Below are 24,185 nucleotides of genomic sequence, written 5' to 3' on the forward strand. Positions count from 1 at the left end.
AACACTGTGCACCTCCCCAAAGCCGAACTCCACCTCCACATCGAAGGGACCCTCGAACCGGAACTGGCCTTCGCGCTCGCCGCACGCAACGGGGTGGACCTGCCCTTCGCGGACACCGAAGCGCTGCGCACCGCCTACCTGTTCGAGGACCTGCAGAGCTTCCTCGACCTCTACTACGCGCTCATGGCGGTGCTGCGCACCGAGGACGACTTCGCCGAACTGGCCGACGCCTACCTCGCCCGCGCCGCCGCCCAGGGTGTCCGCCACGCGGAGATCTTCTTCGACCCACAGGCCCACACCGACCGCGGAGTCCCGATCGGCACCGTCATCGAGGGGCTCGGCAGGGCCCTGGAGCGCAGCGAGGAGACGCACGGCATCTCCACCCAGCTGATCATGTGCTTCCTGCGCGACCTGTCCGCGGAATCGGCGCTGGAGACCCTTCAGGCCGCGAAGCCGTACCTCCACCGCATCACCGCCGTCGGGCTCGACTCCGCGGAGGCCGGCCACCCGCCCGCGAAGTTCCGCGAGGTGTACGCGGCGGCCACCGCCCTCGGCCTGCGCAAGGTCGCCCACGCCGGCGAGGAGGGCCCGCCGGAGTACATCCGCGAGGCCCTGGACGTCCTGGGCGTCGAGCGCATCGACCACGGGCTGCGCTGCATGGAGGACCCGGAGCTGGTGGACCGGCTGGTCTCCGAGCGGATCCCGCTCACGCTCTGCCCGCTGTCCAACGTCAGGCTGCGCGCCGTCGACACCCTGGAGGACCACCCGCTGCCCGCCATGATGGCCGCCGGGCTGCTCTGCACGGTGAACTCCGACGACCCCGCCTACTTCGGCGGATACGTCGGAGACACCTTCCACGCCGTCCACGAGGCGCTGGGCCTGGACCGCGAGCAGCTGCGCACCCTGGCCCGCAACTCCTTCGAGGCGGCCTTCCTCGACCACGACGAGGAGCGCAGGGCGCGCTACCTCGGCGAGGTCGAGGCGTACGCGTTCGACTGACCGGACCCGCCCGCGGGGCCGGCCGTCCGGAACGCGCTCCTGACCAGCCGCCTCCGGCGCAGCGCGGGAACGCTGATCTCCGTGACGGCCTGCTCCGGCGCGCCCAGCTTGGGCACAGCGCCGGACAGGCTGCCGGTCGTCGCTGCGAGGAGCGCGGCCGGGGCACCGCCCCTGCGCCTGACCGAACCCGGCACCAGTGGGCGCCCGCCGGTGTGCAGCGCGACAGCCGTGACGGGGGCCGCGACCAGCAGTGTGGCCGCCCCCAGGATCACGCCCATCACCGCGTAGCCGGCCTGCGCGGAGAGCACACTGCCGAGGACGGGACCGCAGGCCACGCCGACGGACGACGCCGATCCGGCGAGGACCGCCCAGCGGCCGCGCACATCGAGCGAGGCGGCCAGGCCGATCAGATACGACAGGACCACCGGGTAGAAGGTGTTCCACACGATCTCGCCGGTCGCGAAGGCCCCGAGGTCCCGGGCCGACGAGCTGAGCACGATGCTCGCGGCGATGATCATCGTCCCGAGGCCGATCGGTACGGCGCGGCCGATCCGTGCGCCCAGCATCCCGGCGCCCATGACACCGAGCAGCCCGGCTCCCAGCGCGGCGGCGAACACCGCGCCGACGGTCACCTCGGAGAGCCCGACCTGGACGACGCCGATCCGGCTGCTCACGCCCCACAGCGCGTTCTGCGCCATGGACCAGACGAGCATTCCGCCCGCCAGCACCAGCCCCGACCGCCGGTGCGGCAGCCGGCCGGAGACCGGCGCGCCGCCACCCGCGGGCACGGAGCCGCCCAGCCTGGAGGTGGCGGGCCACACGAGGAGCGCGACCAGGGCGATCGAGGCGAAGGGGAGCCGGTGCCCGCCGCCGAGGTGAGGGATCGTCAGGTAGAGCGCACCGGCCGTCGCCGAGACGCTGAGCAGCCCCAGGGACGAGGTCCGGTGCGGATCGCTCTGGGCGGCGATGCCGGACGCGGCGACCGCGGTCGCCGCGCCCGATCCGAAGCCGCCGACGACGACACCCGCGACCACCAGCGGCACAGAACCCGTCAGCGCCGCGCAGCCGTAGCCCAGCACGGCCAGTACGAGCCCGATGCGCGCCGGTCTGCGTGCCCCGTATCTGTCGACGCGCCCCGCCAGGGCGAAACCGGCGGAGGCCGAGCTCAGCAGGAGGGCGCTGCCGACCAGTCCGGCCTGGGCGGAGCTCAGCCCCAGATAGGCGCTGAGGCGGCCGACGATGGTGGGGAGCAGATAGGCGGCGAGGTAACCGGCGGTGAACACGGCGACCAGGGGCCACGCGGCGCGAGGGCGCGAGGGCATGGGCGTTCCTGAAGACATGCCAGAAGAGGCAGAAGAAGGCAGGGGAGGGCAATGCGAGGAGTGGCGCAGGGGAGGGTAAAGCGAGGAAAAGCGGGAGATGCGACACTCGTCGTCAACTGTCGTGAACGGTGCTCGCGGGCCAATTTGTATCAAGCGCGCACAGCGGACGGAAAGTCGCCATGATGTGATCTGGATCACTTTTGAGTTTATTCAATTCTTGACCGGGTAGCGGTGCATGTTTATGCAGGTCAGGGTCACTGCGTGCGAGATGGCGTGGACTCCCGGACCGGGGGAGCGGATCGGGCAAACTGGCCGGATCTCGCACTGTCCAGATCTGCCACGGCCGGGGAGCGCACGGTGAGCACAGGTAATCCAGGCATCGACCCGCTGCTCGGGCTGCGCGCCCCGCAGGACCCGCCCTGCGACGTCTTCCTGACGGGCACGGTCTTCCTGGACATCATCTTCACCGGCCTGGACAGCGCACCTGTGCGCGGCACCGAGTCCTGGGCCAGGGGGATGGGCTCCAGCCCCGGCGGCGTCGCCAACATGGCCACCGCTCTCGCCAGGCTCGGACTGCGTACGTCGCTTGCCGCCGCGTTCGGCGACGACCACTACGGGGAGTACTGCTGGGACGCCCTCGAACAGGGCGAACACATCGACCTGTCGATGTCGCGCACGGTTCCCGGCTGGCACTCGCCGGTCACCGTCTCCATGGCGTACGAGGGCGAGCGCACGATGGTCTCCCACGGCCACGAGGCGCCGGCCCCCGACACCCCGGGCCCCGGCCGGACGTTCCCGCACTGCCCGCCGCGCGCCCGCGCGGCCATCGCCTCGCTCACCCCCGGCCGCAGCGAGCCGTGGGTGGCCGGGGCGGCCCGTGACGGGGCCCTGGTCTTCGCCGACGTCGGCTGGGACGAGACCGGCCGCTGGGACCTGGACGCCCTCCCCGACCTGCGGCACTGCCTGGCCTTCCTGCCCAACGCCGAGGAAGCCATGCGCTACACCCGCACCGACTGCCCGCGCGCCGCCGCACACGCCCTGACCGAACGGGTGCCCCTCGTCGTGGTCACCCTGGGCGCTGAAGGCGCGTACGCGGTGGACCGGGAGACCGGCACCGCCGCGGAGGTGCCCGCCATCGAGGTGGAGGCCCTGGACCCCACCGGGGCGGGCGATGTGTTCGTCGCCGGGTTCGTCACCGGCACCCTGGCCGGCTGGCCGCTCGCCGACCGCCTCGCCTTCGCCGGACTGACCGCCGCCCTCTCGGTGCAGGAGTTCGGCGGATCGCTGTCCGCGCCCGGCTGGGCGGAGATCGCCGCATGGTGGCAGCAGGTGCGCGCCTGCGCCGACCAGGACCCGGCGGCCCTGGAGCGGTACGCGTTCCTCCAGGAGCTGCTGCCCGCCGCCAGCCGGGCCTGGCCGCTGCGCCGTGCCGTCCCGACCATCGGCTTCCGGCAGTGAAGGGCTGATGATCGCGCGGTAAAACCTCTCGGTGTTGTCAGCACGGAGTCGTACGCTGGTACTCCAGAGGCCGTCGAGCAGCGACTGCCCTGCAACGGGAGGTATGTGCAGGCCCGAGGGCCGGCCCATGACTCAGTCACCTACACAGCCGCAGGCGCGTGCCCAGATCAGGATTCCGGCCGCACACCCCATGGTGATGCTCCTGGGATCGGGTGACTCCCTGCTGCGCGTGATCGAAACGGCGTTCCCGGCTGCCGACATCCATGTCCGGGGCAATGAGATAAGCGCGACTGGAAGCGCGGCGGACGTCGCCCTGATCCAGCGCCTGTTCGACGAGATGGTGCTGGTGCTCCGCACCGGGCTGCCGATGACGGAGGACGCTGTGGAACGCTCGATCGCCATGCTCAGGGCGAGCGGGAACGGCAACGGGGACGGCGTGGAGACCCCCGCCGAGGTGCTCACCCAGAACATCCTCTCCAGCCGCGGCCGCACGATCCGCCCCAAGACGCTCAACCAGAAGCGGTACGTCGACGCCATCGACAAGCACACCATCGTCTTCGGTATCGGCCCGGCAGGCACCGGCAAGACCTATCTCGCGATGGCCAAGGCGGTCCAGGCCCTGCAGTCCAAGCAGGTCAGCCGGATCATCCTGACCCGGCCTGCCGTCGAGGCGGGCGAGCGGCTCGGCTTCCTGCCGGGCACGCTGTTCGACAAGATCGACCCGTATCTGCGCCCGCTGTACGACGCACTGCACGACATGCTCGACCCCGACTCGATCCCGCGGCTGATGGCGGCGGGCACGATCGAGGTGGCGCCGCTGGCGTATATGCGTGGCAGGACCTTGAATGATGCTTTCATCATCCTGGACGAGGCGCAGAACACCAGTGCCGAGCAGATGAAGATGTTCCTGACCCGGCTCGGCTTCGACTCGAAGATCGTCGTCACGGGTGACGTCACCCAGGTCGACCTCCCGACCGGGACGAAGAGCGGTCTGCGCCAGGTGCAGGAGATCCTGGAGGGTGTCCCGGACGTGCACTTCTCCCGGCTCACGTCCCAGGATGTCGTCCGGCACAAGCTGGTCGGCCGTATCGTCGACGCGTACGAGAAGTACGACAACGCAGAGGGCCGAGACGGCCGCAACGGGAAGTAGTCGCACCGCACCATGTCGATCGACGTCAACAACGAGTCCGGAACCGAGGTCGACGAGCAGGCGATCCTCGACATCGCCCGCTACGCGCTCGCCCGGATGCGGATCCACCCGCTGTCCGAACTCTCGGTGATCGTGGTCGACACCGCGGCCATGGAGCAGCTCCACATCCAGTGGATGGACCTCCCGGGACCGACGGATGTCATGTCCTTCCCGATGGACGAGCTCCGTCCGCCGGCCAAGGACGACGAGGAGCCCCCGCAGGGGCTCCTCGGTGACATCGTGCTCTGCCCCGAGGTCGCGAAGAAGCAGGGCGAAGAGGCGGACACCGGGCACTCCATGGACGAGGAACTGCAGCTCCTCACCGTCCACGGAGTGCTGCACCTCCTCGGTTACGACCACGAGGAGCCGAACGAGAAGGCCGAGATGTTCGGCCTGCAGGCGGCGATCGTCGACGGCTGGCGCGATGAGCGCGGGCTGACCGGGCCGTCGCCCGCCCCCACCGTCTCGTGAGCGTCCCCCTCGTCACGGGCGTCGTCCTGCTGCTCGTCGTCGGATGGCTGGCGGCCTGTGCCGAGGCCGGGATCGCCCGGACGTCCAGCTTCCGGGCAGCGGGCGCCGTCCGGGCCGGCCGGCGCGGCAGCGACAAGCTGTCGCAGGTCGCCGCCGACCCCACCCGCTACCTCAACGTGGCGCTGCTCGTACGGGTCGCCTGCGAGATGTCGGCCGGGGTGCTCGTCACGTACGCCTGCCTGAGCGAGTTGCCGGAGACCTGGGAGGCGCTGGCCGTCGCCATGGGCGTGATGGTCCTCGTCAGCTACGTCGCCATCGGGGTCTCGCCGCGCACCATCGGCCGCCAGCACCCGCTGAACACGGCCACGGCGGCGGCGTACGTCCTGCTGCCGCTGGCCAGGATCATGGGCCCGATCCCGCAGCTGCTGATCCTCATCGGCAACGCGCTGACCCCGGGCAAGGGCTTCCGCAAGGGCCCCTTCGCCAGTGAGGCCGAACTGCGCGCGATGGTCGACCTCGCCGAGCAGGAGTCGCTCATCGAGGACGAGGAACGCCGCATGGTGCACTCGGTCTTCGAGCTCGGCGACACCCTCGTCCGCGAGGTGATGGTGCCCCGCACCGACCTGGTCTGCATAGAGCGCTACAAGACGGTCCGCCAGGCACTGACCCTCGCCCTGCGCTCCGGCTTCTCGCGGATCCCGGTCACCGGGGAGAACGAGGACGACATCGTCGGCGTCGTCTACCTCAAGGACCTTGTCCGCAAGACGCACGTCAACCGGGACGCGGAGTCCGACCTGGTCTCCACGGCGATGCGCCCCGCCGCGTTCGTACCCGACACGAAGAACGCCGGTGACCTGCTGCGCGAGATGCAGCAGGACCGCAGCCACGTCGCGGTCGTCATCGACGAGTACGGCGGCACGGCGGGCATCGTCACCATCGAGGACATCCTCGAGGAGATCGTCGGCGAGATCACCGACGAGTACGACCGTGAACTCCCGCCGGTCCAGGAGCTGGAGAACGGCTGCTACCGGGTGACCGCGCGGCTCGACATCGGCGACCTCGGGGACCTGTTCGACCTCGACGAGTACGACGACGAGGACGTGGAGACGGTCGGCGGTCTGCTGGCGAAGGCGCTCGGGCGGGTCCCGATCGCCGGAGCCTCCTCGGCGGTCGACCTGCCCGACGGCCGTCGGCTCCGGCTCACCGCTGAGTCCCCGGCGGGCCGCCGGAACAAGATCGTCACGGTGCTGGTGGAACCGGAGGGAACGGAATCGGGATGACTCCCCAGGAGTTGCGGGCGTTCTGCCTGGAGTTCAACGCGAGTGCCGAGGAGTTCCCCTTCGGCCCCGAGACCTCCGTCTTCAAGGTCCTCGGGAAGATGTTCGCCCTCAGCGCGCTGGACGCACGGCCGCTGACGGTCAACCTCAAGTGCGACCCGGACGACGCCGTACGCCTCCGGGAGAAGTACGCCGCGATCGTCCCCGGCTGGCACATGAACAAGCGGCACTGGAACACGGTGACGGTCTCCGGGCTCCCGGGCCGGACGGTCCGGGAGCTCATCGAGGACAGTTACGACCTGGTGGTGGCCGGTCTCCCCAAGGCGGAACGCCTGAAGCTGGACCGGCCGTAGGACGGCGCTCAGCCCGCGCGCCGCAGACCCGCACCCGCCGCCGCACCCGCAGCCACCAGGATCACCGCGGCGGCAGCCACCACCAGCCGCACGCCGTCGAACAGCGTGCCCTGCGTCGTGGCGAGCACGCCCAGCAGCGGGATGCCGACCGTGATCCCGACCTGCTGGGTCGTGGTGACCAGACCGGTCGCCAGGCCCTGCTCCTCGTCCGGGACGCCGGACGTCACCGTCACCCCGTACGCGATGATCGCGCCCAGGTGGAACATGCTGGCCAGCGAGACGGCCACCGTCGCGAGCAGGACACCCGAGTTCTCACCCAGACCGAGCAGCGCCCCTATGAACAGGCCCTGACCGAGCAGCGAGACGACCAGGGTCGGGCGGGCTCCGAAGCGGCCGATGACCCTCGACGCGTACATCCCCGCCGCCACCGAGGCGATGCCCTGCACGCCGAAGACCAGCCCCGTCCCGAAGGCGGAGAGCCCCAGCACCTCCTGGAGGTACAGGGTCAGGACGAAGACGACGGTGCTCATCATCGAGAAGGTCGCCAGACCGCCCAGGTTGCCGAACGCCACCGTGCGGCGGCGCAGCATCGGAAGAGAGACCAGCGGGGCCGCCGAACGGGACTCGACGATCCCGAAGGCCGCCAGGAGCGCCACCCCCACGGCGAGCGTGACCAGGACGTCCGCATCGCCGAAGCCGCGCTGGGCCGCCGTCGACAGCGAGTAGATCAGCGCGAGCAGACCGCCGGTGACGGTCACGGCACCCGGCACGTCCAGCTTCGGCCGGTCCGGCGTACGCGACTCGGCGAGCACCTTCGGTGCCAGGACGAGCACGATCACCGAGGCGAGGGCCAGGAGCCCCATCGTGGAGCGCCAGCCGAGCGTGTCGGTGAGCACACCGCCCGCCACCATGCCGACGGTGAAGCCCAGAGAGAGCAGTGTGCCGCTGATGCCCAGGGCCCGGTCCCGCAGCGGGCCCTCAGGGAACGTCGTCGTCAGCAGCGACATCCCGGTCGGCACGATCACGGCCGCGCCGAGCCCCTGCAGCGCCCGTCCCGCGAGGAAGGACGCGGGGTCCCAGGCCAGCGTCGCCAGCAGTGAGGACGCCCCGAACAGGGCGAGTCCGGTGAGGAACAGCCTGCGCCTGCCGTAGAGGTCGGCGATCCGGCCGAAGAGCAGCAGGAAGCCGCCGGACGGCAGGGCGAACGCCGTGACGGCCCACTGGAGCCCCGACGTGCTGAGCCCCAGATCCTTGCCGAGGACGGGCAGCGCCACGTTCAGGACGGAGAAGTCGAGCGCCACCATGAACTGGGCGGCGCACAGCACGAAGAGCACGAGACGGGCCCGCCCCGAGAGCCGGGGCGGTTCGGGGTTCACGGCGTCAGCGGTGCCGACGGGTGCGGTGGTTGGGGTTTCGATCGCCATGTGCGACAGCCTGGCGTCGCAGGAATATCCGTGGGGAGCGGGAACTTATCCTGTTGGCCGCACCACCAGGCAGGCGCACGCACGCACGGACACCAGGGGGAGTACGTGGCCTCACCGGCCCGGAACAGCACCACGGCCCGCGGTACCGCCGACGACAAGGCGCACCGCCTTGCCGAGCTGCGGGAGTTCCTGATGAGCCGCAGGGCCAGGGTCACCCCGGCCGAGGCCGGACTGCCGGACGGCGGGGCGCGCAGGCGTACCCCCGGGCTGCGCCGCGAGGAGGTCGCCGTCCTCGCGGGCGTCGGCGTCTCCTGGTACCAGTGGCTGGAGCAGGGCCGCGACATCACCGTGTCGCCCCAGGTCCTGGACTCCGTGGCCCGGGTGCTGCGGCTCAACAGCGCGGAACGCCGCCACCTCTACGTCCTGGCAGGCCTCAACCCGCCCGCGCCCGAGGTCGATCCGGCCGACCGCGACATGTGCGCGGGTCTCACCCGGCTCATCGACGCCTGGATGCCCTTCCCGGCCCACATCATGGACCGGTACTGGAACACCGTGCTCTACAACGACGCGGCTTCGGCGGTGCTCGGCATGCGTCCCGGCATCGTGCAGAACTGCATGATCGCCTTCTTCACCGACCCGGTGTACCGGGCGAGGTCGACACAGTGGGAGCTGATCGCCTCCCAGGTCGTGGCGCAGTTCCGGGCCGCCTGCTCGGACCACCCCGAGGACGACGGGTTCCGTGCCGTCGTCGCGGAGGCGAGGAGGCTCAGCACCGAATTCGCCGCGCTCTGGGACCAGCGCGACGTCGCCCCCGGCGGCCAGGTCCGCAAGGAACTGCAGCATCCGCTCGTCGGCACACTCAGCGTGGAGTCCACGCAGCTGCGGGTCCCGGCCCGCCCGGACCTGGTGATCGTGCTGCACACTCCGCTGCCCGACACGGGTACGGAGGCCAAGCTCCAGTGGCTGGCCTCGCCCGAGGGGCGGCGCGGCGCGATGTACCCCGTAGCCGGGTGACCGGACCCCGTTGCGGAGCGGGTGCCCTCCCGCTTCGTATGCTCAGCACATGACCGACAGCACCGACCTCGGACCCGAGGACCGCAAGATCGTCACGCTGGCCCGCAGCGTCCGCGCCCGCAACGGAGTGCCGGAGGGCGCCGCGGTACGGGACGAGACGGGACGCACCTACGCCGCGGGCACCGTCGCCCTGGACTCGCTGAAGCTCAGTGCGCTGCAGACCGCCGTCGCGATGGCGGTGGCCGGCGGGGCAACCTCCCTGGAGGCCGCCGCGATCGTCTCCTCGGCGGAAGCACCCTCGGCCGAGGACCGGGCCGCCGTCCGTGACCTGGGCGGACCCGACACGCCCGTGCTGCTCGCCGGGCCGGACGGCACGCTGCGGACCACGGTCGCCGCGGGCTGAACAGGGGCCGATGCGCCCTGCTGTGCAACGCCGCCGCCGGGATCGGGGAGAATGGGCGCCATGAGCGCTCGACCGAACACAGAAGCTGCTGCGCAGCAGGCTGAGAACAACGCCCCCCACCGGGCCGGCTTCGCCTGCTTCGTGGGCCGCCCCAACGCGGGCAAGTCCACCCTCACGAACGCTCTGGTCGGTCAGAAGGTGGCGATCACTTCCAACCGCCCCCAGACCACCCGGCACACGGTGCGAGGCATCGTGCACCGTGCGGACGCGCAGCTGATCCTGGTGGACACGCCGGGTCTCCACAAGCCGCGCACACTGCTCGGGGAGCGGCTGAACGACGTCGTACGGACCACCTGGGCCGAGGTCGACGTCATCGGCTTCTGCCTGCCCGCCGACCAGAAGCTCGGCCCCGGCGACAAGTTCATCATCAAGGAACTCGCCGGGATCAAGAAGACCCCGAAGATCGCGATCATCACCAAGACCGACCTGGTCGGGTCCAAGGCGCTCGCCGAGCAGCTGCTGGCCGTCTCCCGCGCGGGCGAGGAGTACGGCTTCGAGTGGGCGGAGATCATCCCGGTCTCCGCGGTCAAGGACCAGCAGGTCGGCCTGCTGGCCGACCTGATCGCCCCGCTGCTCCCCGAGAGCCCCCCGCTCTACCCGGAGGGCGACCTCACCGACGAGCCCGAGATGGTCATGGTCGCGGAACTGATCCGGGAGGCCGCGCTCGAAGGCGTACGGGACGAGCTGCCGCACTCCATCGCGGTCGTCGTCGAGGAGATGCTGCCCCGCGAGGACCGCCCCGCGGACAGGCCGCTGCTCGACATCCACGCGAACGTCTACATCGAGCGCCCCAGCCAGAAGGGCATCATCATCGGCCCCAAGGGCCAGCGGCTGAAGGACGTCGGCACGAAGTCGCGCAAGCACATCGAGGCACTGCTGGGCACGCCGGTCTTCCTGGACCTGCACGTGAAGGTCGCCAAGGACTGGCAGCGGGATCCCAAGCAGCTGCGCAAGCTCGGTTTCTGAGCAGCACGGGCGGGCGGGCCGCCCGTGCCGGCGCTCTCCGGGGCGCCCGGCCTACGCGCCTTCCCTGAGGATCCGCGCGATCAGCGTGCGCTGCGCCTCGGTCAGGCGGGGGTCCGCGCAGTGGACGGTCCGGTCGCCGACCGTGATCCGGTAGCGGAAGCCGTCCGGCACGCCTGCGGGCGGACCGTCCCGGCCCGCGGCCAGCGCGGCCTCGGCGAGGGTCTCCCACTCCGCGGCGTCGGGCCGCCCCGAGGTGTCGACCTCGCCCCGGCGTGCGATGCCGGCGAACCCGCCGGTCCGGCTCACCTGAATCCGCATCGCGCACCGGCTCCTGTCTGATCCGCTCGTACCTGCCCGGCTCCTACCCGCTCATCTGGTCGGAACGCCGACCTCCGACCACGCCTTGAGCACCGCCTCCGCCTCGTCGCCCTCCCCGAAGCGGCTCCGCGCCGCGGTGACCGTCAGCCGGGCGAAGTCCGCGAACTCCGCGTCCTGGGCCAGAGCGCCCCCGGTCAGGACGTCGAACCAGATCTGGCCGGCCCGCTCCCACGCGTTGCCGCCGAGCGCCGTGGCCAGCAGGTAGAACGCGCGGTTCGGGATGCCGGAGTTGAGATGCACCCCGCCGTTGTCCTCGTCCGTCACGATGTAGTCGTCCATCGACGCGGGCTGCGGGTCCTTGCCGAGGACGTCGTCGTCGTACGCCGTGCCCGGAGCCTTCATCGAGCGCAGCGCGACCCCGCTGACACGGGGCGCGAGCAGTCCCGCGCCGATCAGCCAGTCACCCTGTTCCGCGCTCTGGCCGAGCGAGTACTGCTTGACCAGGGAGCCGAACACGTCGGACACCGATTCGTTGAGCGCGCCCGACTGGCCCTGGTAGGCCAGGTTGGCCGTGTGCTGGGTCAGCCCGTGCGCCAGCTCGTGGGCGATCACGTCGATGGCGACGGTGAAGTCGAGGAAGATCTCGCCGTCCCCGTCGCCGAAGACCATCTGCTCGCCGTCGAAGAACGCGTTGTTGTACTTGTCGTCGTAGTGCACGGAGCCGATCAGTGGCAGCCCCTTGCCGTCGATCGAGCTGCGGCCGTACGCCATGAGGAGCAGCTCGAAGGTGGCGCCGAGGCCCGCGTACGCACGGTTGACGCCGGCGTCCTGAGTGGCCTCGTCGCCCTCGTCACGGACCAGGTGGCCCGGCAGGTCCGTGCCGTGGCGGCAGTCGTACAGGGTCCGGTGCGGCTTGGAGGGGACCGGGTCCGACGTGCTCGGGACCTCGGGTGTGTAGGCCAACGCGGTCATCCGGCGACGGTCGCGCCGGGCCGCGTCGGCCCGCAGGGTGCGGCGTGCGGGGCCGGCCAGGCGCGGGTCGTCGGCCTGGGACAGCTTGTCGAGGAGATGGGGCGGCACGATGGTGCAGAAGACGGGGTGGAACCCGTTGTTCGGTCGAGGCTGCATGCGAATGACTGTGGCACTCCGTGACAGCACTGTCACTGGTTGCGATGGTGATTGACGAAATGGAGTGATGAGTCACTGTTTTGCCCTCACGGTGATCCGATCCCGCATACTGATACGGACCCACGCATCAGGCGCCTCTCGGTTAGTCTTGCCGCATCATGCGTTTCGGGCTGCTCCTTCTTAGCTGCCGCGGCGAGGGCCTGTAGTCGTAGGCCGGCTCCCTCCCCGCGGAGTTCGCTGTTGCAGCGACACAGTCGGCCGCCCCTGCTGGACCTCCGAGGAGCCCTACGCGATGACTGCCGTAAATCCCGCTGTGAACGCCGCTGATTCCGTGGACGCCGACGACGCGGCCGCCCCCGTCAACGGCCCCACTCCGGTCACCAACGCGACGCAGCTCCAGAAGCCGTCCGGGATGCCGGTCCACAAGTACCGCGGGTACGAGGCGGTGGACATCTCCGACCGCACGTGGCCGGACAACCGAATCACCCGGGCGCCCCGCTGGCTGTCCACCGATCTGCGCGACGGCAATCAGGCGCTGATCGACCCGATGTCCCCGGCCCGCAAGCGCGAGATGTTCGACCTGCTCGTACGCATGGGCTACAAGGAGATCGAGGTCGGCTTCCCGTCCTCCGGCGAGACCGACTTCGCGTTCGTGCGCTCCATCATCGAAGAGGGCGCGATCCCCGAGGACGTGACGATCTCCGTCCTGACGCAGGCCCGCGAGGAACTGATCGAGCGGACCGTCGAGTCGCTGGTCGGCGCCCGCCGCGCCACCGTCCACCTGTACAACGCCACCGCGCCCACCTTCCGCCGTGTGGTCTTCCGCGGCTCGAAGGAGCAGGTCAAGCAGATCGCCGTGGACGGCACCCGGCTGGTCATGGAGTACGCGGACAAGATCCTGGGCGACGAGACGATCTTCGGCTACCAGTACAGCCCGGAGATCTTCACCGACACCGAGCTGGACTTCGCCCTGGAGGTCTGCGAGGCCGTCTGTGACGTCTGGCAGCCGGAGGAGGGCCGCGAGATCATCCTGAACCTGCCCGCCACCGTGGAGCGTTCGACGCCGTCCACGCACGCGGACCGGTTCGAGTGGATGTCCCGCAACCTGAGCCGCCGCGAGCACGTCTGCCTGTCGGTCCACCCGCACAACGACCGCGGTACCGCCGTCGCCGCCGCCGAGCTGGCCGTCATGGCGGGCGCGGACCGCATCGAGGGCTGCCTGTTCGGCCAGGGCGAGCGCACCGGGAACGTCGACCTGGTCACGCTGGGCATGAACCTGTTCTCCCAGGGTGTGGACCCGCAGATCGACTTCTCGCAGATCGACGAGATCCGCCGCACGTCCGAGTACTGCAACCAGATGGAGGTCCACCCGCGCCACCCCTACGCGGGCGACCTGGTCTACACCGCCTTCTCCGGCTCCCACCAGGACGCCATCAAGAAGGGCTTCGACGCCATGGAGGCCGACGCGGCCGCCCAGGGCAGGACGGTGGACGACATCGAGTGGGCCGTGCCGTACCTGCCGATCGACCCGAAGGACGTCGGCCGCTCGTACGAGGCCGTCATCCGGGTCAACTCGCAGTCCGGCAAGGGCGGAATCGCCTACGTCCTGAAGAACGACCACAAGCTGGACCTGCCCCGCCGGATGCAGATCGAGTTCTCCCGGATCATTCAGGCCAAGACCGACGCCGAGGGCGGCGAGGTCACACCGAACCAGATCTGGTCGACGTTCCGGGACGAGTACCTGCCCAACCCGGACAACGCCTGGGGCCGCGTACAGATCCGCTCCGGCCAGACGACGACCGACACGGACGGCAAGGACACGCTCACCGTCCAGGCGACCGTCGACGGCTCGGACACCGTGCTGACCGGTACCGGCAACGGTCCGATCTCCGCGTTCTTCGAAGCGCTGCAGGCCATCGGCATCGACGCGCGTCTGCTGGACTACACCGAGCACACGATGAGCGAGGGCGCGAGCGCCCAGGCGGCCTCCTACATCGAGTGCGCGATCGACGGCAAGGTGCTGTGGGGCATCGGTATCGACGCCAACACCACGCGCGCCTCGCTCAAGGCGGTCGTCTCCGCGGTCAACCGCGCGACGCGCTGACGGCTCCGACGACCCTTCGGAGATACGTCCGAGAAGTAGGGGAACCACCCGGTTCAGGAGCCCCGCCCACCCGCCGAGGGTGGGCGGGGTTCGGCCATCTCCGGGTGTTGTGACATCCGGGATGCTGACGCCACATCACGCATGTGGCTAACATCACGTCCAACGCGGCAATGTTGCCGGAGCGTTACGGAGGTGTGCGACGTGCGGTCGGTCAAAGGACAACGCGCCATAAGACTGCGTATCTACGGCATCCGCACCGTATGGGACACCACGGGTGACGGTGAGTTCTTCTGCCCCGGCTGCGGAGGCGACCGCAACTACCGGCGTCTGAGCGGCCGGAACCGCTTCACCGTGCTCGGCCTGCCGCTGCTGCGGCGCGGCGGCACCGGCCCCGTGATCGAATGCGCCGCCTGCCGGGCCCACTTCCCGACCGACACCCTCGAGCACCCCACCACCACCCGGTTCTCCGCCATGCTCCGCGAAGCCGTGCACACCGTCACGCTCGCCGTGCTCGCCGCGGGCGGAACCACTTCCCGTACGGTCCTGGAGGCCGCGGCGGCCACCGTCCGCGACGCCGGACTCGACGACTGCACCCAGGAACAGCTCTTCACCATCGTCGAGGTGCTCGCGGCGGACACCGGGCAGGGCGACGGCACCGATCCCGCGGCCGAGGCCTGCGGCGCCGCCCTCGCCATCGAACTGCACGAGGTGCTGAAGCCGCTCGCCCCGCATCTGGCCGTGGCCGGACGCGAGACGGTCCTGCTGCAGGGCGCCAGGATCGCGCTCGCCGACGGCCCGTACAGCCCGGCCGAACGCGAGGTGCTGACGACGGTGGGCGGCGCGCTCCAGCTCTGCCCCGGCGACACCGCCGAACTGCTCGCGGCAGCCGCGCGTACGCCTTCGTAGGCCCCGGATCCGCGCGTACGCCCTGTACCGCCGGCTGCCGCGCGTGCGCCCCTCGGCGGACCTCTGAGCTCCGGTACTCCCCAGGGAGTACCGGAGGCTGTGGGCCACCCCCGGCAGTAGCGGTGATGTCCCTCCCGCGTGCGACGAATCGGCCTTCCCCGGACGGGAGTCTGGACAGGACCGACACCGTCCAGGAGGGGAGGGCCCCGTCATGAGGGCCGAAACGGAAATGAGCGCCGGGCGACCGCGGCCCGCGCGCGGATCACGGCTGCGCCAGGCGGTGCCCTGGGTGATCGTCGCCTTCTGGGTCGCGCTGATGGCCGTCGTGGGGCCGTTCGCGGGCAGCCTCGGCGACGTACAGCGTGACCGCGCCGTCGACTATCTGCCGGCGGGCGCGGACTCCACCCAGGTCGCGAAGATCCAGGACACGCTGCCCGGCGGAGAGTCCACCGACCTCGTCCTCGTCTACCACCGGGACGGCGGACTCACCGCGGCCGACCGGGACACGGCGAGCGAACAGACCGCCGCGGTCGCACGCGACCACACACTCACCGCCACCCCGCGCGGCGTACCGTCCGAGGACGGCACGACCCTGATGTTCCCGGTCTCCTCGACCGAACCGGGCCAGGACGAGGAAGCCAGGGCCGCGTTCGTCGACGCGGTGCGCGGGACCGCCGAGGGAGGCGGTGGGCTGAGCGTCGAGGTCGGCGGCCCGGGGGCGCTGATCACCGACGCCCAGGAGGTCTACACGTCCCTGGACGGTCCGCTGCTCTACACGACCGTCGCCGTTGTCGCGATCCTGCTGATCGTGATCTACCGCAGCCCGTTCCTGTGGCTGGTGCCCCTGGTCGTCGCAGGGATCGCCGACGTCCTGTCGATGGCGGTGGTGTACGGGCTCAACCGGGGCTTCGACATCACCGTCAGCGGTCAGAGCTCGGGGGTGATGACCATCCTGGTCTTCGGCGCGGGCACCGACTACGCCCTGCTGCTCGTGGCCCGCTACCGCGAGGAACTGGGCCGTCGGGCACGGCCCCACGACGCCATGGCCGCCGCCCTGCGCGGCTGCGGGCCCGCTGTCGTCGCCTCCTCGGGCACCGTCGCCGCGGGGCTCCTGTGCCTGCTCGCCGCCGACCTCAACAGCAGCCGGGGCATGGGCCCCATCGCGGCCGTCGGGGTGCTGTGCGCCCTCTTCGCCATGATGACCCTGCTGCCGGCGATCCTCGTGCTCCTGGGCCGCCGCGTCTTCTGGCCGCTCGTTCCCGCGTACGGCGGCACGCCCAAGCAGCGCCGGTCGCTCTTCGCCGCGATGGGCAGCTCCGCCGGACGCAGGCCGATCGCCGTGCTCGCCTCCGGAGGAGTGCTGCTAGGCGCACTCGCGCTCGGCGTGTTCAGCATGCCGGGCGACCTCAAACAGGAGGACTCCTTCACCAGCAAGCCCGAGTCGATCACCGCGATGGAGACCCTCTCCGCCGCCTATCCCGAGCGCTCCACCCAGCCGATCACCGTGATCGCCCCCTCCGGCCGGGCGGACGACATGCTGGCGACGGCCCGTACGACCGACGGCGTCGCGGCCGCCGAGCGCGGCCGCAGCGGCGGCGGCTGGACGGAGCTGTCCGTCACCGCACAGGACCCGCCCGAATCGGCGGGGGAGCAGGCCACCATCGCTGCCCTGCGCGGCGCTCTGGAGGGCAGCCATGTGGGCGGGCCCAGCGCCCAGCAGATGGACCTGGAGAGGACCAGCGCCCGCGACCTGAAGCTCGTCGTACCGTTCGTCATCCTCTGCGTCCTGCTGATCCTGGTCGTGCTGCTGCGGAGCCTCGTCGCCCCGCTGCTGCTCGTCGCCGCCGTCGTCGCGGTCTGGGGAGCCTCGCTCGGTATCGCGGGACTTCTCTTCGAGCCGCTCCTCGGCCTCGAGGGCACCGACCCCGGGCTCCCCCTGCTGTCCTTCGTCTTCCTGGTGGCGCTCGGCGTCGACTACGGGATCTTCCTCCTGCACCGGATGCGGGAGGAATGCCTCTCCGGAGCCGAACCGACGGCCGCCGCGCTCACCGCCCTGCGCACGACCGGCGGGGTCATCGCCTCGGCGGGGCTGGTGCTCGCGGCCACCTTCGGTGTGCTCACGAGCATGCCGATGACGGCCCTGGTCGAGATGGGCTTCGTCATCGCGGTCGGTGTGCTCCTGGACACCTTCCTCGTACGCACCTACCTGGTGACCTCGGCGAGCGTGGCCCTGGGACACCGGGTGTGGTGGCCGGGCGCCCTCGGCCGCAGGCCCGCCGCGGACCGCCCCCGCACACCGGAACTCACAGCGACCCGCTGACGGGAACCGCGCAACTGACCGAGGATGGCAGCGTGTCCGCAACCCGAACCACGCGCCGCGGCGAGCGCGTCCTGGCCGTCGTCAACCGCGACCCCATGGACGCGCCGCACAAGCTGCGCACCGACGCCCTCATCGCGGGGGGCGCCGGTGCGCTGTCCGTCGTGCTCGCCCTCGTCACCGACGACGGACGGGTCCCCGACGCGCTCGGCTGGGTCCTGCTCCTGGCCGGTGCCGTCCCGCTGGTGTGGCGCCGCAGCAACCCCGTCGTCGTCCTGCTCGCGATGATCCCGGTCCTCATGGCCTACCACGGGATGGACAACGCCCACACGGCACCGATGCCGCAGACCTTCATCGCGCTCTACACCGTGGCGGTGACCGGCCGTCCCCTGCGCACCCTGCTCACCGGCGGCGTCGTGCTCGGCGCGATGGTGTCCGTCGTGTCGGCCATCGACGCCCACCAGGGGCTCGAACTGCTGCGGATCTCCGGCTGGATCATCGCCGTGCTGTTCTTCGGCGTGGACGTGCGGTTCTACCGCAGGTACGTCGCCTCCATGGTGGAGCGCGCGGAACGGGCCGAGCGCACCAGGGAGGAGGAGGCCCGGCGCAGAGTCACCGAGGAACGGCTGCGCATCGCACGCGACCTGCACGATCTCCTGGCCCACAGCATCACCGTCATCGGGGTGCAGACCTCCGTGGCCTCGCACATCCTGACCGTCGACCCGGAGCGCCTGGACCGCGAAGCCGTCGCGCGGGCCCTCGACGACATCGCGGGGACCTGCCGGGAGGCCCGCGCCGAACTGCGCACCACCCTCCAGGTCCTGCGCGCGGACTCCCACGAGAGCGACGGGCCGCTGCCCGGCCTGGTCGCCCTGCCCGGTCTCGTACGGGCTGCCGAGGCGGCAGGAGCGACGGTGGAGCTCTCCGTACGGGATCCGGCGGAGGGGATCGCCCCGGCGACCGGCGCCGCCACGTACCGGATCGTGCAGGAGTCCCTGACGAACGCCGTGCGGCACGCGGGGCCGGGGGTGCGGATCAGGGTCGCCGTGGAACCGGATCCCGGCAGTCCGGCCCTGCGGGTCACGGTCACCGACGACGGCGCGGGGCGGGAGAGCTCCGGTACGGGCGGCTCCGGGCCCGGGTTCGGCGTCGTGGGGATGCGGGAACGCGCACGCAGTTCGGGCGGCACACTGACCGTGGGACCCCTTCCCGGGGGCGGCTTCGAAGTCGCTGCGGTGCTGCCGCTGCCCGGACCACGGGACGGCTCGCCGTCCGGACCCCGCGACGCGGGGCGTGCGACCGTCAACGCCGTCACCGGGGGGACCGCGCGATGATCCGGGTCCTGCTCGCCGACGACCAGACCCTCGTCAGGGCCGCCTTCGCGATGCTCGTCGGGTCCGACCCCGGCATGACCGTCGTCGCCGAGGCCGGCACCGGCCTCGAAGCGGTCGAGAAGGCCCGCTCGGCACGGGCCGACCTCGTCGTCATGGACATCCGCATGCCCGAACTCGACGGCATCGAGGCCACCCGCCGCATCGCCGCCGACGAGGACCTCGCCGGGGTCAAGGTCCTCGTGCTGACGACGTACGACACCGACGACCACGTCGTGGAGGCCCTGCGCGCGGGCGCGTCCGGCTTCCTGGTCAAGGACACCCGGCCCGCCGAGCTCCTCGCCGCCATCAGGACGGTGGCCGCGGGCGAGGCCCTGCTCTCCCCGGGCCCGACCGCACGGCTCATCGCCCGGGTGCTCAGCGCCCCCCGCGCGCCCGACACCGCGGTGACCGGCGGCCCGGACCGTCTCTCGGACCGCGAGCGCCAGGTCCTCGGCCTCGTCGCGCGCGGACTGAACAACACGGAGATCGCCGAGACCCTGGGGCTCAGCCCGCTCACCGCGAAGACACATGTGAGCAGGATCATGGGCAGGCTGGGCGCCCGGGACCGGGCACAACTCGTGATCATCGCCTATGAGTCCGGCCTCGTCGTACCCGCGAGCAACCAGGAATGAGGACCGCCGACGGACGGTCGTCCCGGTGGGCGACAATGGGCGCATGAGCTTGTTCCGGGACGACGGCGTCGTGCTGCGTACGCAGAAGCTGGGCGAGGCCGACCGGATCATCACGATCCTGACCCGCGGCCACGGCCGGGTGCGCGCCGTCGCGCGCGGGGTGCGGCGCACCAAGTCCAAGTTCGGGGCGCGGCTCGAACCCTTCTCCCATGTGGACGTGCAGTTCTTCGCACGCGGCAGCGAGCTGATCGGCCGCGGTCTTCCCCTGTGCACCCAGAGCGAGACGATCGCCCCGTACGGCGGCGGAATCGTCTCCGACTACGGCCGCTACACCGCGGGCACCGCGATGCTGGAGACCGCAGAGCGCTTCACCGACCACGAGGGCGAGCCCGCGGTCCAGCAGTACCTGCTGCTGGTGGGCGGGCTGCGCACCCTCTCGCGCGCCGAGCACGCGCCGAACCTCATCCTCGACGCGTTCCTGCTGCGTTCCCTCGCCGTCAACGGCTACGCCCCCAGCTTCGACGACTGCGCCAAGTGCGGAATGCCCGGTCCGAACCGGTTCTTCTCCGTCGCGGCGGGCGGCGTCATATGCGGCGACTGCCGGGTACCCGGCAGCGTCGTACCCTCAGCGGAGGCCCTCGAGCTGCTGAGCGCACTGCTCACCGGTGACTGGGAGACGGCGGACGCGTCCGAGGCGCGTCATGTCAGGGAGGGCAGCGGACTGGTGTCCGCCTACCTGCACTGGCATCTGGAGCGCGGGCTGCGCTCGCTGCGGTACGTGGAAAAGTGACACAGGGAGACGAGAGAGCTCATGGCAGTACGCGGGATTCTCGGTGGCCGTAGCCGGCGCGAGTACAAGACCCCCGAGCCGCACCCCTCCGGTGCCACCCCGCCGAAGATCCCCGGCGAGCTGGTTCCCAAGCACGTCGCGGTCGTGATGGACGGCAACGGCCGCTGGGCCAAGGAGCGGGGCCTCCCGCGCACCGAGGGCCACAAGGTCGGCGAGGGCGTCGTCATGGACGTCCTCAAGGGCTGCATCGAGATGGGCGTCAAGAACCTCTCGCTGTACGCCTTCTCCACCGAGAACTGGAAGCGCTCGCCGGACGAGGTGAAGTTCCTGATGAACTTCAACCGCGACGTCATCCGCCGCCGCCGCGACGAGATGGACGAGCTCGGCATCCGGATCCGCTGGGTCGGCCGCATGCCGAAGCTGTGGAAGTCCGTCGTCCAGGAGCTCCAGGTCGCCCAGGAGCAGACGAAGGACAACGACAGGATGACGCTGTACTTCTGCGTCAACTACGGTGGCCGCGCCGAGATCGCCGACGCCGCGCAGCGCATCGCGCAGGACGTCGCGGCAGGGAAGCTCGACCCGTCGAAGGTCAACGAGAAGACGTTCGCGAAGTACATCTACTACCCGGACATGCCGGACGTCGACCTCTTCGTACGTCCCAGCGGCGAGCAGCGCACGTCCAACTACCTGATCTGGCAGAGCGCGTACGCCGAGATGGTCTTCCAGGACGTCCTGTGGCCGGACTTCGACCGCCGGGACCTGTGGCGCGCCTGCCTGGAGTTCGCCCGGCGCGACCGCCGTTTCGGCGGCGCCGAGGAAGAGGCGGCGACGGGGCAGGGACCGGCCGTCTGACCGGCCTGTACGATCATGGCCCGTCGAGCAGGGGAGGGGCCGTGCCGCAGGAACCGGACGTCGTGGAGCGGGGGGCGGTCGAGCTGAGGTTCCGGCTGACCGCCCGGGACTGCACGAACGCGCTGCGGGCCCGCAGCAGGGTCAGCGCGGATGGCAGGCGCAGCCGGCTGCTCGGAGTGCTGCTGCTGGTGCTGGCGGCCGTGCTGGTGGCGCTGGAGGCGGGGCTAGGGGTCGACTTCCCGCTGCCGATGTACGCGCTGGCGGGAATCACGGGCCCGTTGATGTTCCTGACCCCGTGGCTGATGGCCCGTCAGGTGTGGGGTTACGTCAAGCGGCAGGGTGAGGCCCGCGTCCGGGTGGACGAGGACGGTGTGACCGTGACCATGGACCACTCCAGCGGTTCCTCGGGCTGGGCCGCACAGCCCCGGTACCTGGAGACCGACGAGCTCTTCGTCCTGCTCAGTGACGATCGCAACGCCACCGCGGTGACCCTGCTCGCCAAGCGCGGGGCCGACGGCCCGACCGCGGTCGACCGGCTGCGCGGAATACTCGACCGCCACCTGACGAGAGTCTGAGCCCTCCGGGGAGAGCCCCGGAGGACCTCCGGGGCGGACGGCCTACTCGGTGGGTGACGCGCACTCCGCGCAGGTCCCGAAGATCTCCACCGTGTGGGCCACGTTCACGTAGCCGTGCTGCGAGGCGATCGTCTCGGCCCACTGCTCCACCGCAGGCCCCTCGACCTCGACGGCCTTGCCGCAGATCCGGCACACCAGATGGTGGTGGTGGTCCCCCGTCGAGCAGCGCCGGTAGACGGCCTCGCCGTCCGTCGTCCGCAGGACGTCGACCTCGCCCGCGTCGGCGAGGGACTGCAGGGTGCGGTAGACCGTCGTCAGCCCGACGGAATCGCCCCGGTGCTTGAGCACATCGTGCAGGTCCTGGGCGCTGCGGAACTCGTCCACCTCGTCCAGCGCCGCGGCGACCGCCGCCCGCTGCTTGGTGGACCGGCCGCGTACCGGGGCCGCGTTCGTGCCACTGATCGGCGCCGTGGCCACAGGTTCCTCCTCATGTCGCCCGTACGTATGTCGGGCCATTGTGCCAGCCCGTACCGGCGGCACGGTCGACACGTCAGACATGGACGTCGTCCGTGGCCGTGCGGGCCTTCGGTACCTCCAGGGTGCACTGGGACCCGTCCGCTCCGCGTTCACGGGCGCGCCTGCGGGCCAGTGGTGCGGCGAGTGCGGTCAGCGCGATGAACACGGCGATGGCCAGCAGCACGATCGTCGCGCCGGGCGGTACGTCCTGGTAGTACGAGGTCACGGTGCCGGTCAGGGTCACGGCCGTACCGATGACGACGGCCAGGACGAACGTCACCTTGAAGGACTTCGAGATCTGCTGCGCCGCCGCGACCGGGACCACCATCAGCGCGCTGACCAGCAGCAGACCGACGACCCGCATCGCCACGGTGACCGTCACGGCGGCCGTCACGGCGACCAGCAGATTGAGCGCCCGCACCGGAAGGCCGGTGACCCGGGCGAACTCCTCGTCCTGGCTGACCGCGAACAGCTGTCGCCGCAGCCCCACCGTCACCAGCACCACGAAGGCGGCCAGCACGACGATCGCGCGGACGTCCTCCTCGGAGACCGTCGACAGGGAGCCGAAGAGGAACGAGGTGAGGTTGGCGTTGGAGCCGGTGTCGGAGAGGTTGATCAGCATCACCCCGCCCGCCATGCCGCCGTAGAACAGCATGGCCAGGGCGATGTCGCCGCGGGTGCGTCCGTACCAGCGGATCAGCTCCATGACGACCGAGCCCGCGACGGCGACGAGCGTGGCCATCCAGACGGGGTTGGTGGAGAGCAGGAAGCCGAGACCGACACCGGTCATCGCGATGTGCCCGATGCCGTCGCCCATCAGGGCCTGACGGCGCTGGACCAGGAAGATGCCGATGGCGGGGGCGGTGATCCCGACCAGGACGGCCGCGATCAGGGCCCGCTGCATGAAGGGGGGTGTGAGGAATTCCATGATCAGGTCAGCAGTCCCGTCCGGACGGGCTCGGAGGCCGCGTGGGGGTGTACGTGGTCGTGGCCGGGCAGCGCGTGCTGGCCCAGGGCCTCGGGGGGCGGTCCGTCGTGCGTCACGCAGCCGTCGCGCAGCACGATCGCCCGGTCGATCAGCGGTTCCAGCGCGCCGAGCTCGTGCAGGACGAGCAGCACCGTCGTACCGGCGGCGACCTGTTCGCGCAGCGTGTCGGCGAGGACCTCCTGGCTGGCCAGGTCGACGCCGGCCATCGGTTCGTCCATGATCAGCAGTTCCGGCTCGGAGGCCAGCGCCCGGGCGATCAGGACCCGCTGGTGCTGCCCGCCGGAGAGGGCGTTCACGGAGTCCTTGGCCCGGTCGGCGAGTCCGACGAGCTTGATGGCACGGTCGACGGCCGCCCGGTCCGCCTTGCCCGGCAGCCTCAGCTTCGTACGCGACAGACGCCCGGATGAGACGACCTCGCGGACCGTGGCGGGGACGCCGCCGGCGGCCGTGGTGCGCTGCGGTACGTAGCCGACGCGGGCCCACGTGCGGAAGCGGCGCAGCGGGGTGCCGAACAGTTCGACGGTGCCGCCGGTGAGCGGGACCTGGCCGATGGCGGAGCGCACGGCCGTGGACTTGCCCGATCCGTTGGCGCCGAGCAGCGCGGCGACCTCACCGCGGTGGACGGTGAGATCGACGCCGCGCAGCACCGGGCGCGCCCCGAGCGTCGCCGTGGCTCCGCGCATGCTGATCACGGGTTCGGGCTTGCTGGGCTCGGGCATGAGCGCCTCCGGTGCTGCTGGTACGGGCGGG

Annotated in this window: 24 protein-coding genes; 17 read left to right on the plus strand and 7 right to left on the minus strand. The window is 71.0% G+C overall.

Annotated elements, in window-relative coordinates; all coding sequences use genetic code 11:
- The first annotated feature begins 6 nt into the window (after positions 1–6).
- Positions 7–999 (plus strand): adenosine deaminase, encoded by a 993-nt coding sequence (locus tag OG844_RS33470; protein ID WP_406395421.1) that lies wholly within the window; start codon positions 7–9, stop codon positions 997–999.
- Here the strand turns inward: OG844_RS33470 and OG844_RS33475 are convergent.
- Entirely contained in the window at positions 963–2,321 is a 1,359-nt protein-coding gene (locus OG844_RS33475) for an MFS transporter (RefSeq protein WP_406395423.1), read from the minus strand. The two genes, OG844_RS33470 and OG844_RS33475, sit on opposite strands and share 37 nt — an antisense overlap.
- A gap of 357 nt (positions 2,322–2,678) precedes the next feature.
- Between OG844_RS33475 and OG844_RS33480 the strand changes: the two genes are divergently transcribed.
- The 5 genes from OG844_RS33480 to OG844_RS33500 all read left to right on the plus strand — a co-directional run bounded on the left by OG844_RS33480 (position 2,679) and on the right by OG844_RS33500 (position 7,069).
- A complete protein-coding gene (locus OG844_RS33480; protein WP_406395425.1) occupies positions 2,679–3,779 on the plus strand; it encodes a carbohydrate kinase family protein in 1,101 nt (366 codons plus the stop codon).
- Between the two features lie 127 nt (positions 3,780–3,906).
- A complete protein-coding gene (locus tag OG844_RS33485) occupies positions 3,907–4,929 on the plus strand; it encodes a PhoH family protein (RefSeq protein WP_356414735.1) in 1,023 nt (340 codons plus the stop codon).
- Between the two features lie 12 nt (positions 4,930–4,941).
- The gene (gene ybeY, locus OG844_RS33490; protein ID WP_406395428.1) at positions 4,942–5,439 is read left to right on the plus strand and encodes an rRNA maturation RNase YbeY; all 498 of its coding nucleotides are present in this window, start codon (positions 4,942–4,944) and stop codon (positions 5,437–5,439) included.
- The gene (locus OG844_RS33495; RefSeq protein ID WP_384606862.1) at positions 5,436–6,719 is read left to right on the plus strand and encodes a hemolysin family protein; all 1,284 of its coding nucleotides are present in this window, start codon (positions 5,436–5,438) and stop codon (positions 6,717–6,719) included. Before ybeY ends, OG844_RS33495 begins: the two co-directional genes overlap by 4 nt.
- Positions 6,716–7,069 carry an MmcQ/YjbR family DNA-binding protein gene (locus tag OG844_RS33500; protein WP_406395430.1) on the plus strand — a complete coding sequence of 118 codons (354 nt, stop codon included), beginning with the start codon at positions 6,716–6,718 and terminating at the stop codon, positions 7,067–7,069. The genes OG844_RS33495 and OG844_RS33500 overlap by 4 nt, the downstream gene beginning before the upstream one ends.
- An 8-nt stretch (positions 7,070–7,077) precedes the next feature.
- Here OG844_RS33500 and OG844_RS33505 read toward each other — a convergent pair whose 3' ends face one another.
- Positions 7,078–8,493, minus strand: coding sequence for an MFS transporter (locus OG844_RS33505; protein WP_406395432.1), 1,416 nt, complete (start codon positions 8,491–8,493; stop codon positions 7,078–7,080).
- Positions 8,494–8,598: 105 nt separating this feature from the next.
- Between OG844_RS33505 and OG844_RS33510 the strand changes: the two genes are divergently transcribed.
- The 3 genes from OG844_RS33510 to era are packed head-to-tail and all read left to right on the plus strand — an operon-like array spanning position 8,599 to position 10,936.
- A complete protein-coding gene (locus OG844_RS33510; protein WP_406395433.1) occupies positions 8,599–9,507 on the plus strand; it encodes a helix-turn-helix transcriptional regulator in 909 nt (302 codons plus the stop codon).
- A 49-nt stretch (positions 9,508–9,556) separates the two neighbouring features.
- Entirely contained in the window at positions 9,557–9,910 is a 354-nt protein-coding gene (locus OG844_RS33515) for a cytidine deaminase (RefSeq protein WP_406395434.1), read from the plus strand.
- Between the two features lie 51 nt (positions 9,911–9,961).
- Positions 9,962–10,936 (plus strand): GTPase Era, encoded by a 975-nt coding sequence (era, locus tag OG844_RS33520; RefSeq protein ID WP_406395436.1) that lies wholly within the window; start codon positions 9,962–9,964, stop codon positions 10,934–10,936.
- Positions 10,937–10,987: 51 nt separating this feature from the next.
- Here the strand turns inward: era and OG844_RS33525 are convergent, their stop codons facing one another.
- Together OG844_RS33525 and OG844_RS33530 are read right to left on the minus strand one after the other, a co-directional pair.
- Positions 10,988–11,254: a protealysin inhibitor emfourin gene (locus OG844_RS33525; RefSeq protein WP_406395437.1), complete on the minus strand. Its 267-nt coding sequence runs from the start codon at positions 11,252–11,254 to the stop codon at positions 10,988–10,990.
- Positions 11,255–11,305: 51 nt separating this feature from the next.
- Positions 11,306–12,382 carry a M4 family metallopeptidase gene (locus tag OG844_RS33530; RefSeq protein WP_406395439.1) on the minus strand — a complete coding sequence of 359 codons (1,077 nt, stop codon included), beginning with the start codon at positions 12,380–12,382 and terminating at the stop codon, positions 11,306–11,308.
- 292 nt (positions 12,383–12,674) lie between these two features.
- Here OG844_RS33530 and leuA point away from each other — a divergent pair, with 292 nt between their 5' ends.
- The 8 genes from leuA to OG844_RS33570 all read left to right on the plus strand — a co-directional run bounded on the left by leuA (position 12,675) and on the right by OG844_RS33570 (position 21,931).
- The gene (leuA, locus tag OG844_RS33535; protein WP_406395441.1) at positions 12,675–14,486 is read left to right on the plus strand and encodes a 2-isopropylmalate synthase; all 1,812 of its coding nucleotides are present in this window, start codon (positions 12,675–12,677) and stop codon (positions 14,484–14,486) included.
- Positions 14,487–14,687: 201 nt separating this feature from the next.
- The gene (locus OG844_RS33540) at positions 14,688–15,392 is read left to right on the plus strand and encodes a TerB family tellurite resistance protein (RefSeq protein ID WP_406395442.1); all 705 of its coding nucleotides are present in this window, start codon (positions 14,688–14,690) and stop codon (positions 15,390–15,392) included.
- Between the two features lie 316 nt (positions 15,393–15,708).
- Entirely contained in the window at positions 15,709–17,712 is a 2,004-nt protein-coding gene (locus OG844_RS33545; RefSeq protein ID WP_406396348.1) for an MMPL family transporter, read from the plus strand.
- A gap of 95 nt (positions 17,713–17,807) precedes the next feature.
- Positions 17,808–19,043 carry a sensor histidine kinase gene (locus tag OG844_RS33550; RefSeq protein WP_406396350.1) on the plus strand — a complete coding sequence of 412 codons (1,236 nt, stop codon included), beginning with the start codon at positions 17,808–17,810 and terminating at the stop codon, positions 19,041–19,043.
- Positions 19,040–19,714, plus strand: a complete 675-nt coding sequence (locus OG844_RS33555; RefSeq protein WP_406395444.1) for a response regulator — start codon at positions 19,040–19,042, stop codon at positions 19,712–19,714. Before OG844_RS33550 ends, OG844_RS33555 begins: the two co-directional genes overlap by 4 nt.
- Positions 19,715–19,757: 43 nt before the next feature.
- On the plus strand, positions 19,758–20,504 hold the full coding sequence (gene recO, locus OG844_RS33560; protein ID WP_329211245.1) for a DNA repair protein RecO: 747 nt from the start codon (positions 19,758–19,760) through the stop codon (positions 20,502–20,504).
- A 21-nt stretch (positions 20,505–20,525) separates the two neighbouring features.
- Entirely contained in the window at positions 20,526–21,356 is an 831-nt protein-coding gene (locus tag OG844_RS33565; RefSeq protein WP_406395445.1) for an isoprenyl transferase, read from the plus strand.
- Between the two features lie 41 nt (positions 21,357–21,397).
- Entirely contained in the window at positions 21,398–21,931 is a 534-nt protein-coding gene (locus OG844_RS33570) for a hypothetical protein (RefSeq protein WP_406395447.1), read from the plus strand.
- A 42-nt stretch (positions 21,932–21,973) separates the two neighbouring features.
- Here the strand turns inward: OG844_RS33570 and OG844_RS33575 are convergent, their stop codons facing one another.
- The 3 genes from OG844_RS33575 to OG844_RS33585 form a co-directional block, all read right to left on the minus strand.
- Positions 21,974–22,408 carry a transcriptional repressor gene (locus tag OG844_RS33575; RefSeq protein WP_329211248.1) on the minus strand — a complete coding sequence of 145 codons (435 nt, stop codon included), beginning with the start codon at positions 22,406–22,408 and terminating at the stop codon, positions 21,974–21,976.
- Positions 22,409–22,481: 73 nt separating this feature from the next.
- Entirely contained in the window at positions 22,482–23,375 is an 894-nt protein-coding gene (locus OG844_RS33580) for a metal ABC transporter permease (RefSeq protein ID WP_406395449.1), read from the minus strand.
- Positions 23,376–23,377: 2 nt separating this feature from the next.
- Positions 23,378–24,154, minus strand: coding sequence for a metal ABC transporter ATP-binding protein (locus OG844_RS33585; RefSeq protein ID WP_406395451.1), 777 nt, complete (start codon positions 24,152–24,154; stop codon positions 23,378–23,380).
- Positions 24,155–24,185 lie beyond the last annotated feature (31 nt).

The organism is Streptomyces sp. NBC_00887 (genome assembly GCF_045207585.1).

Bases quoted from the DNA above. Each gene is read 5' to 3' on its own strand.
- OG844_RS33530 (WP_406395439.1), bottom strand. From the start codon at position 12,382: ATGCAGCCTCGACCGAACAACGGGTTCCACCCCGTCTTCTGCACCATC.
- OG844_RS33475 (WP_406395423.1), bottom strand. From the start codon at position 2,321: ATGCCCTCGCGCCCTCGCGCCGCGTGGCCCCTGGTCGCCGTGTTCACC.
- OG844_RS33550 (WP_406396350.1), top strand. From the start codon at position 17,808: ATGGACGCGCCGCACAAGCTGCGCACCGACGCCCTCATCGCGGGGGGC.
- era (WP_406395436.1), top strand. From the start codon at position 9,962: ATGGGCGCCATGAGCGCTCGACCGAACACAGAAGCTGCTGCGCAGCAG.
- OG844_RS33585 (WP_406395451.1), bottom strand. From the start codon at position 24,154: ATGCCCGAGCCCAGCAAGCCCGAACCCGTGATCAGCATGCGCGGAGCC.
- OG844_RS33525 (WP_406395437.1), bottom strand. From the start codon at position 11,254: ATGCGGATTCAGGTGAGCCGGACCGGCGGGTTCGCCGGCATCGCACGC.
- OG844_RS33545 (WP_406396348.1), top strand. From the start codon at position 15,709: ATGGCCGTCGTGGGGCCGTTCGCGGGCAGCCTCGGCGACGTACAGCGT.
- OG844_RS33580 (WP_406395449.1), bottom strand. From the start codon at position 23,375: ATGGAATTCCTCACACCCCCCTTCATGCAGCGGGCCCTGATCGCGGCC.
- OG844_RS33485 (WP_356414735.1), top strand. From the start codon at position 3,907: ATGACTCAGTCACCTACACAGCCGCAGGCGCGTGCCCAGATCAGGATT.
- OG844_RS33500 (WP_406395430.1), top strand. From the start codon at position 6,716: ATGACTCCCCAGGAGTTGCGGGCGTTCTGCCTGGAGTTCAACGCGAGT.
- OG844_RS33505 (WP_406395432.1), bottom strand. From the start codon at position 8,493: ATGGCGATCGAAACCCCAACCACCGCACCCGTCGGCACCGCTGACGCC.
- recO (WP_329211245.1), top strand. From the start codon at position 19,758: ATGAGCTTGTTCCGGGACGACGGCGTCGTGCTGCGTACGCAGAAGCTG.
- OG844_RS33555 (WP_406395444.1), top strand. From the start codon at position 19,040: ATGATCCGGGTCCTGCTCGCCGACGACCAGACCCTCGTCAGGGCCGCC.
- leuA (WP_406395441.1), top strand. From the start codon at position 12,675: ATGACTGCCGTAAATCCCGCTGTGAACGCCGCTGATTCCGTGGACGCC.
- OG844_RS33565 (WP_406395445.1), top strand. From the start codon at position 20,526: ATGGCAGTACGCGGGATTCTCGGTGGCCGTAGCCGGCGCGAGTACAAG.
- ybeY (WP_406395428.1), top strand. From the start codon at position 4,942: ATGTCGATCGACGTCAACAACGAGTCCGGAACCGAGGTCGACGAGCAG.
- OG844_RS33515 (WP_406395434.1), top strand. From the start codon at position 9,557: ATGACCGACAGCACCGACCTCGGACCCGAGGACCGCAAGATCGTCACG.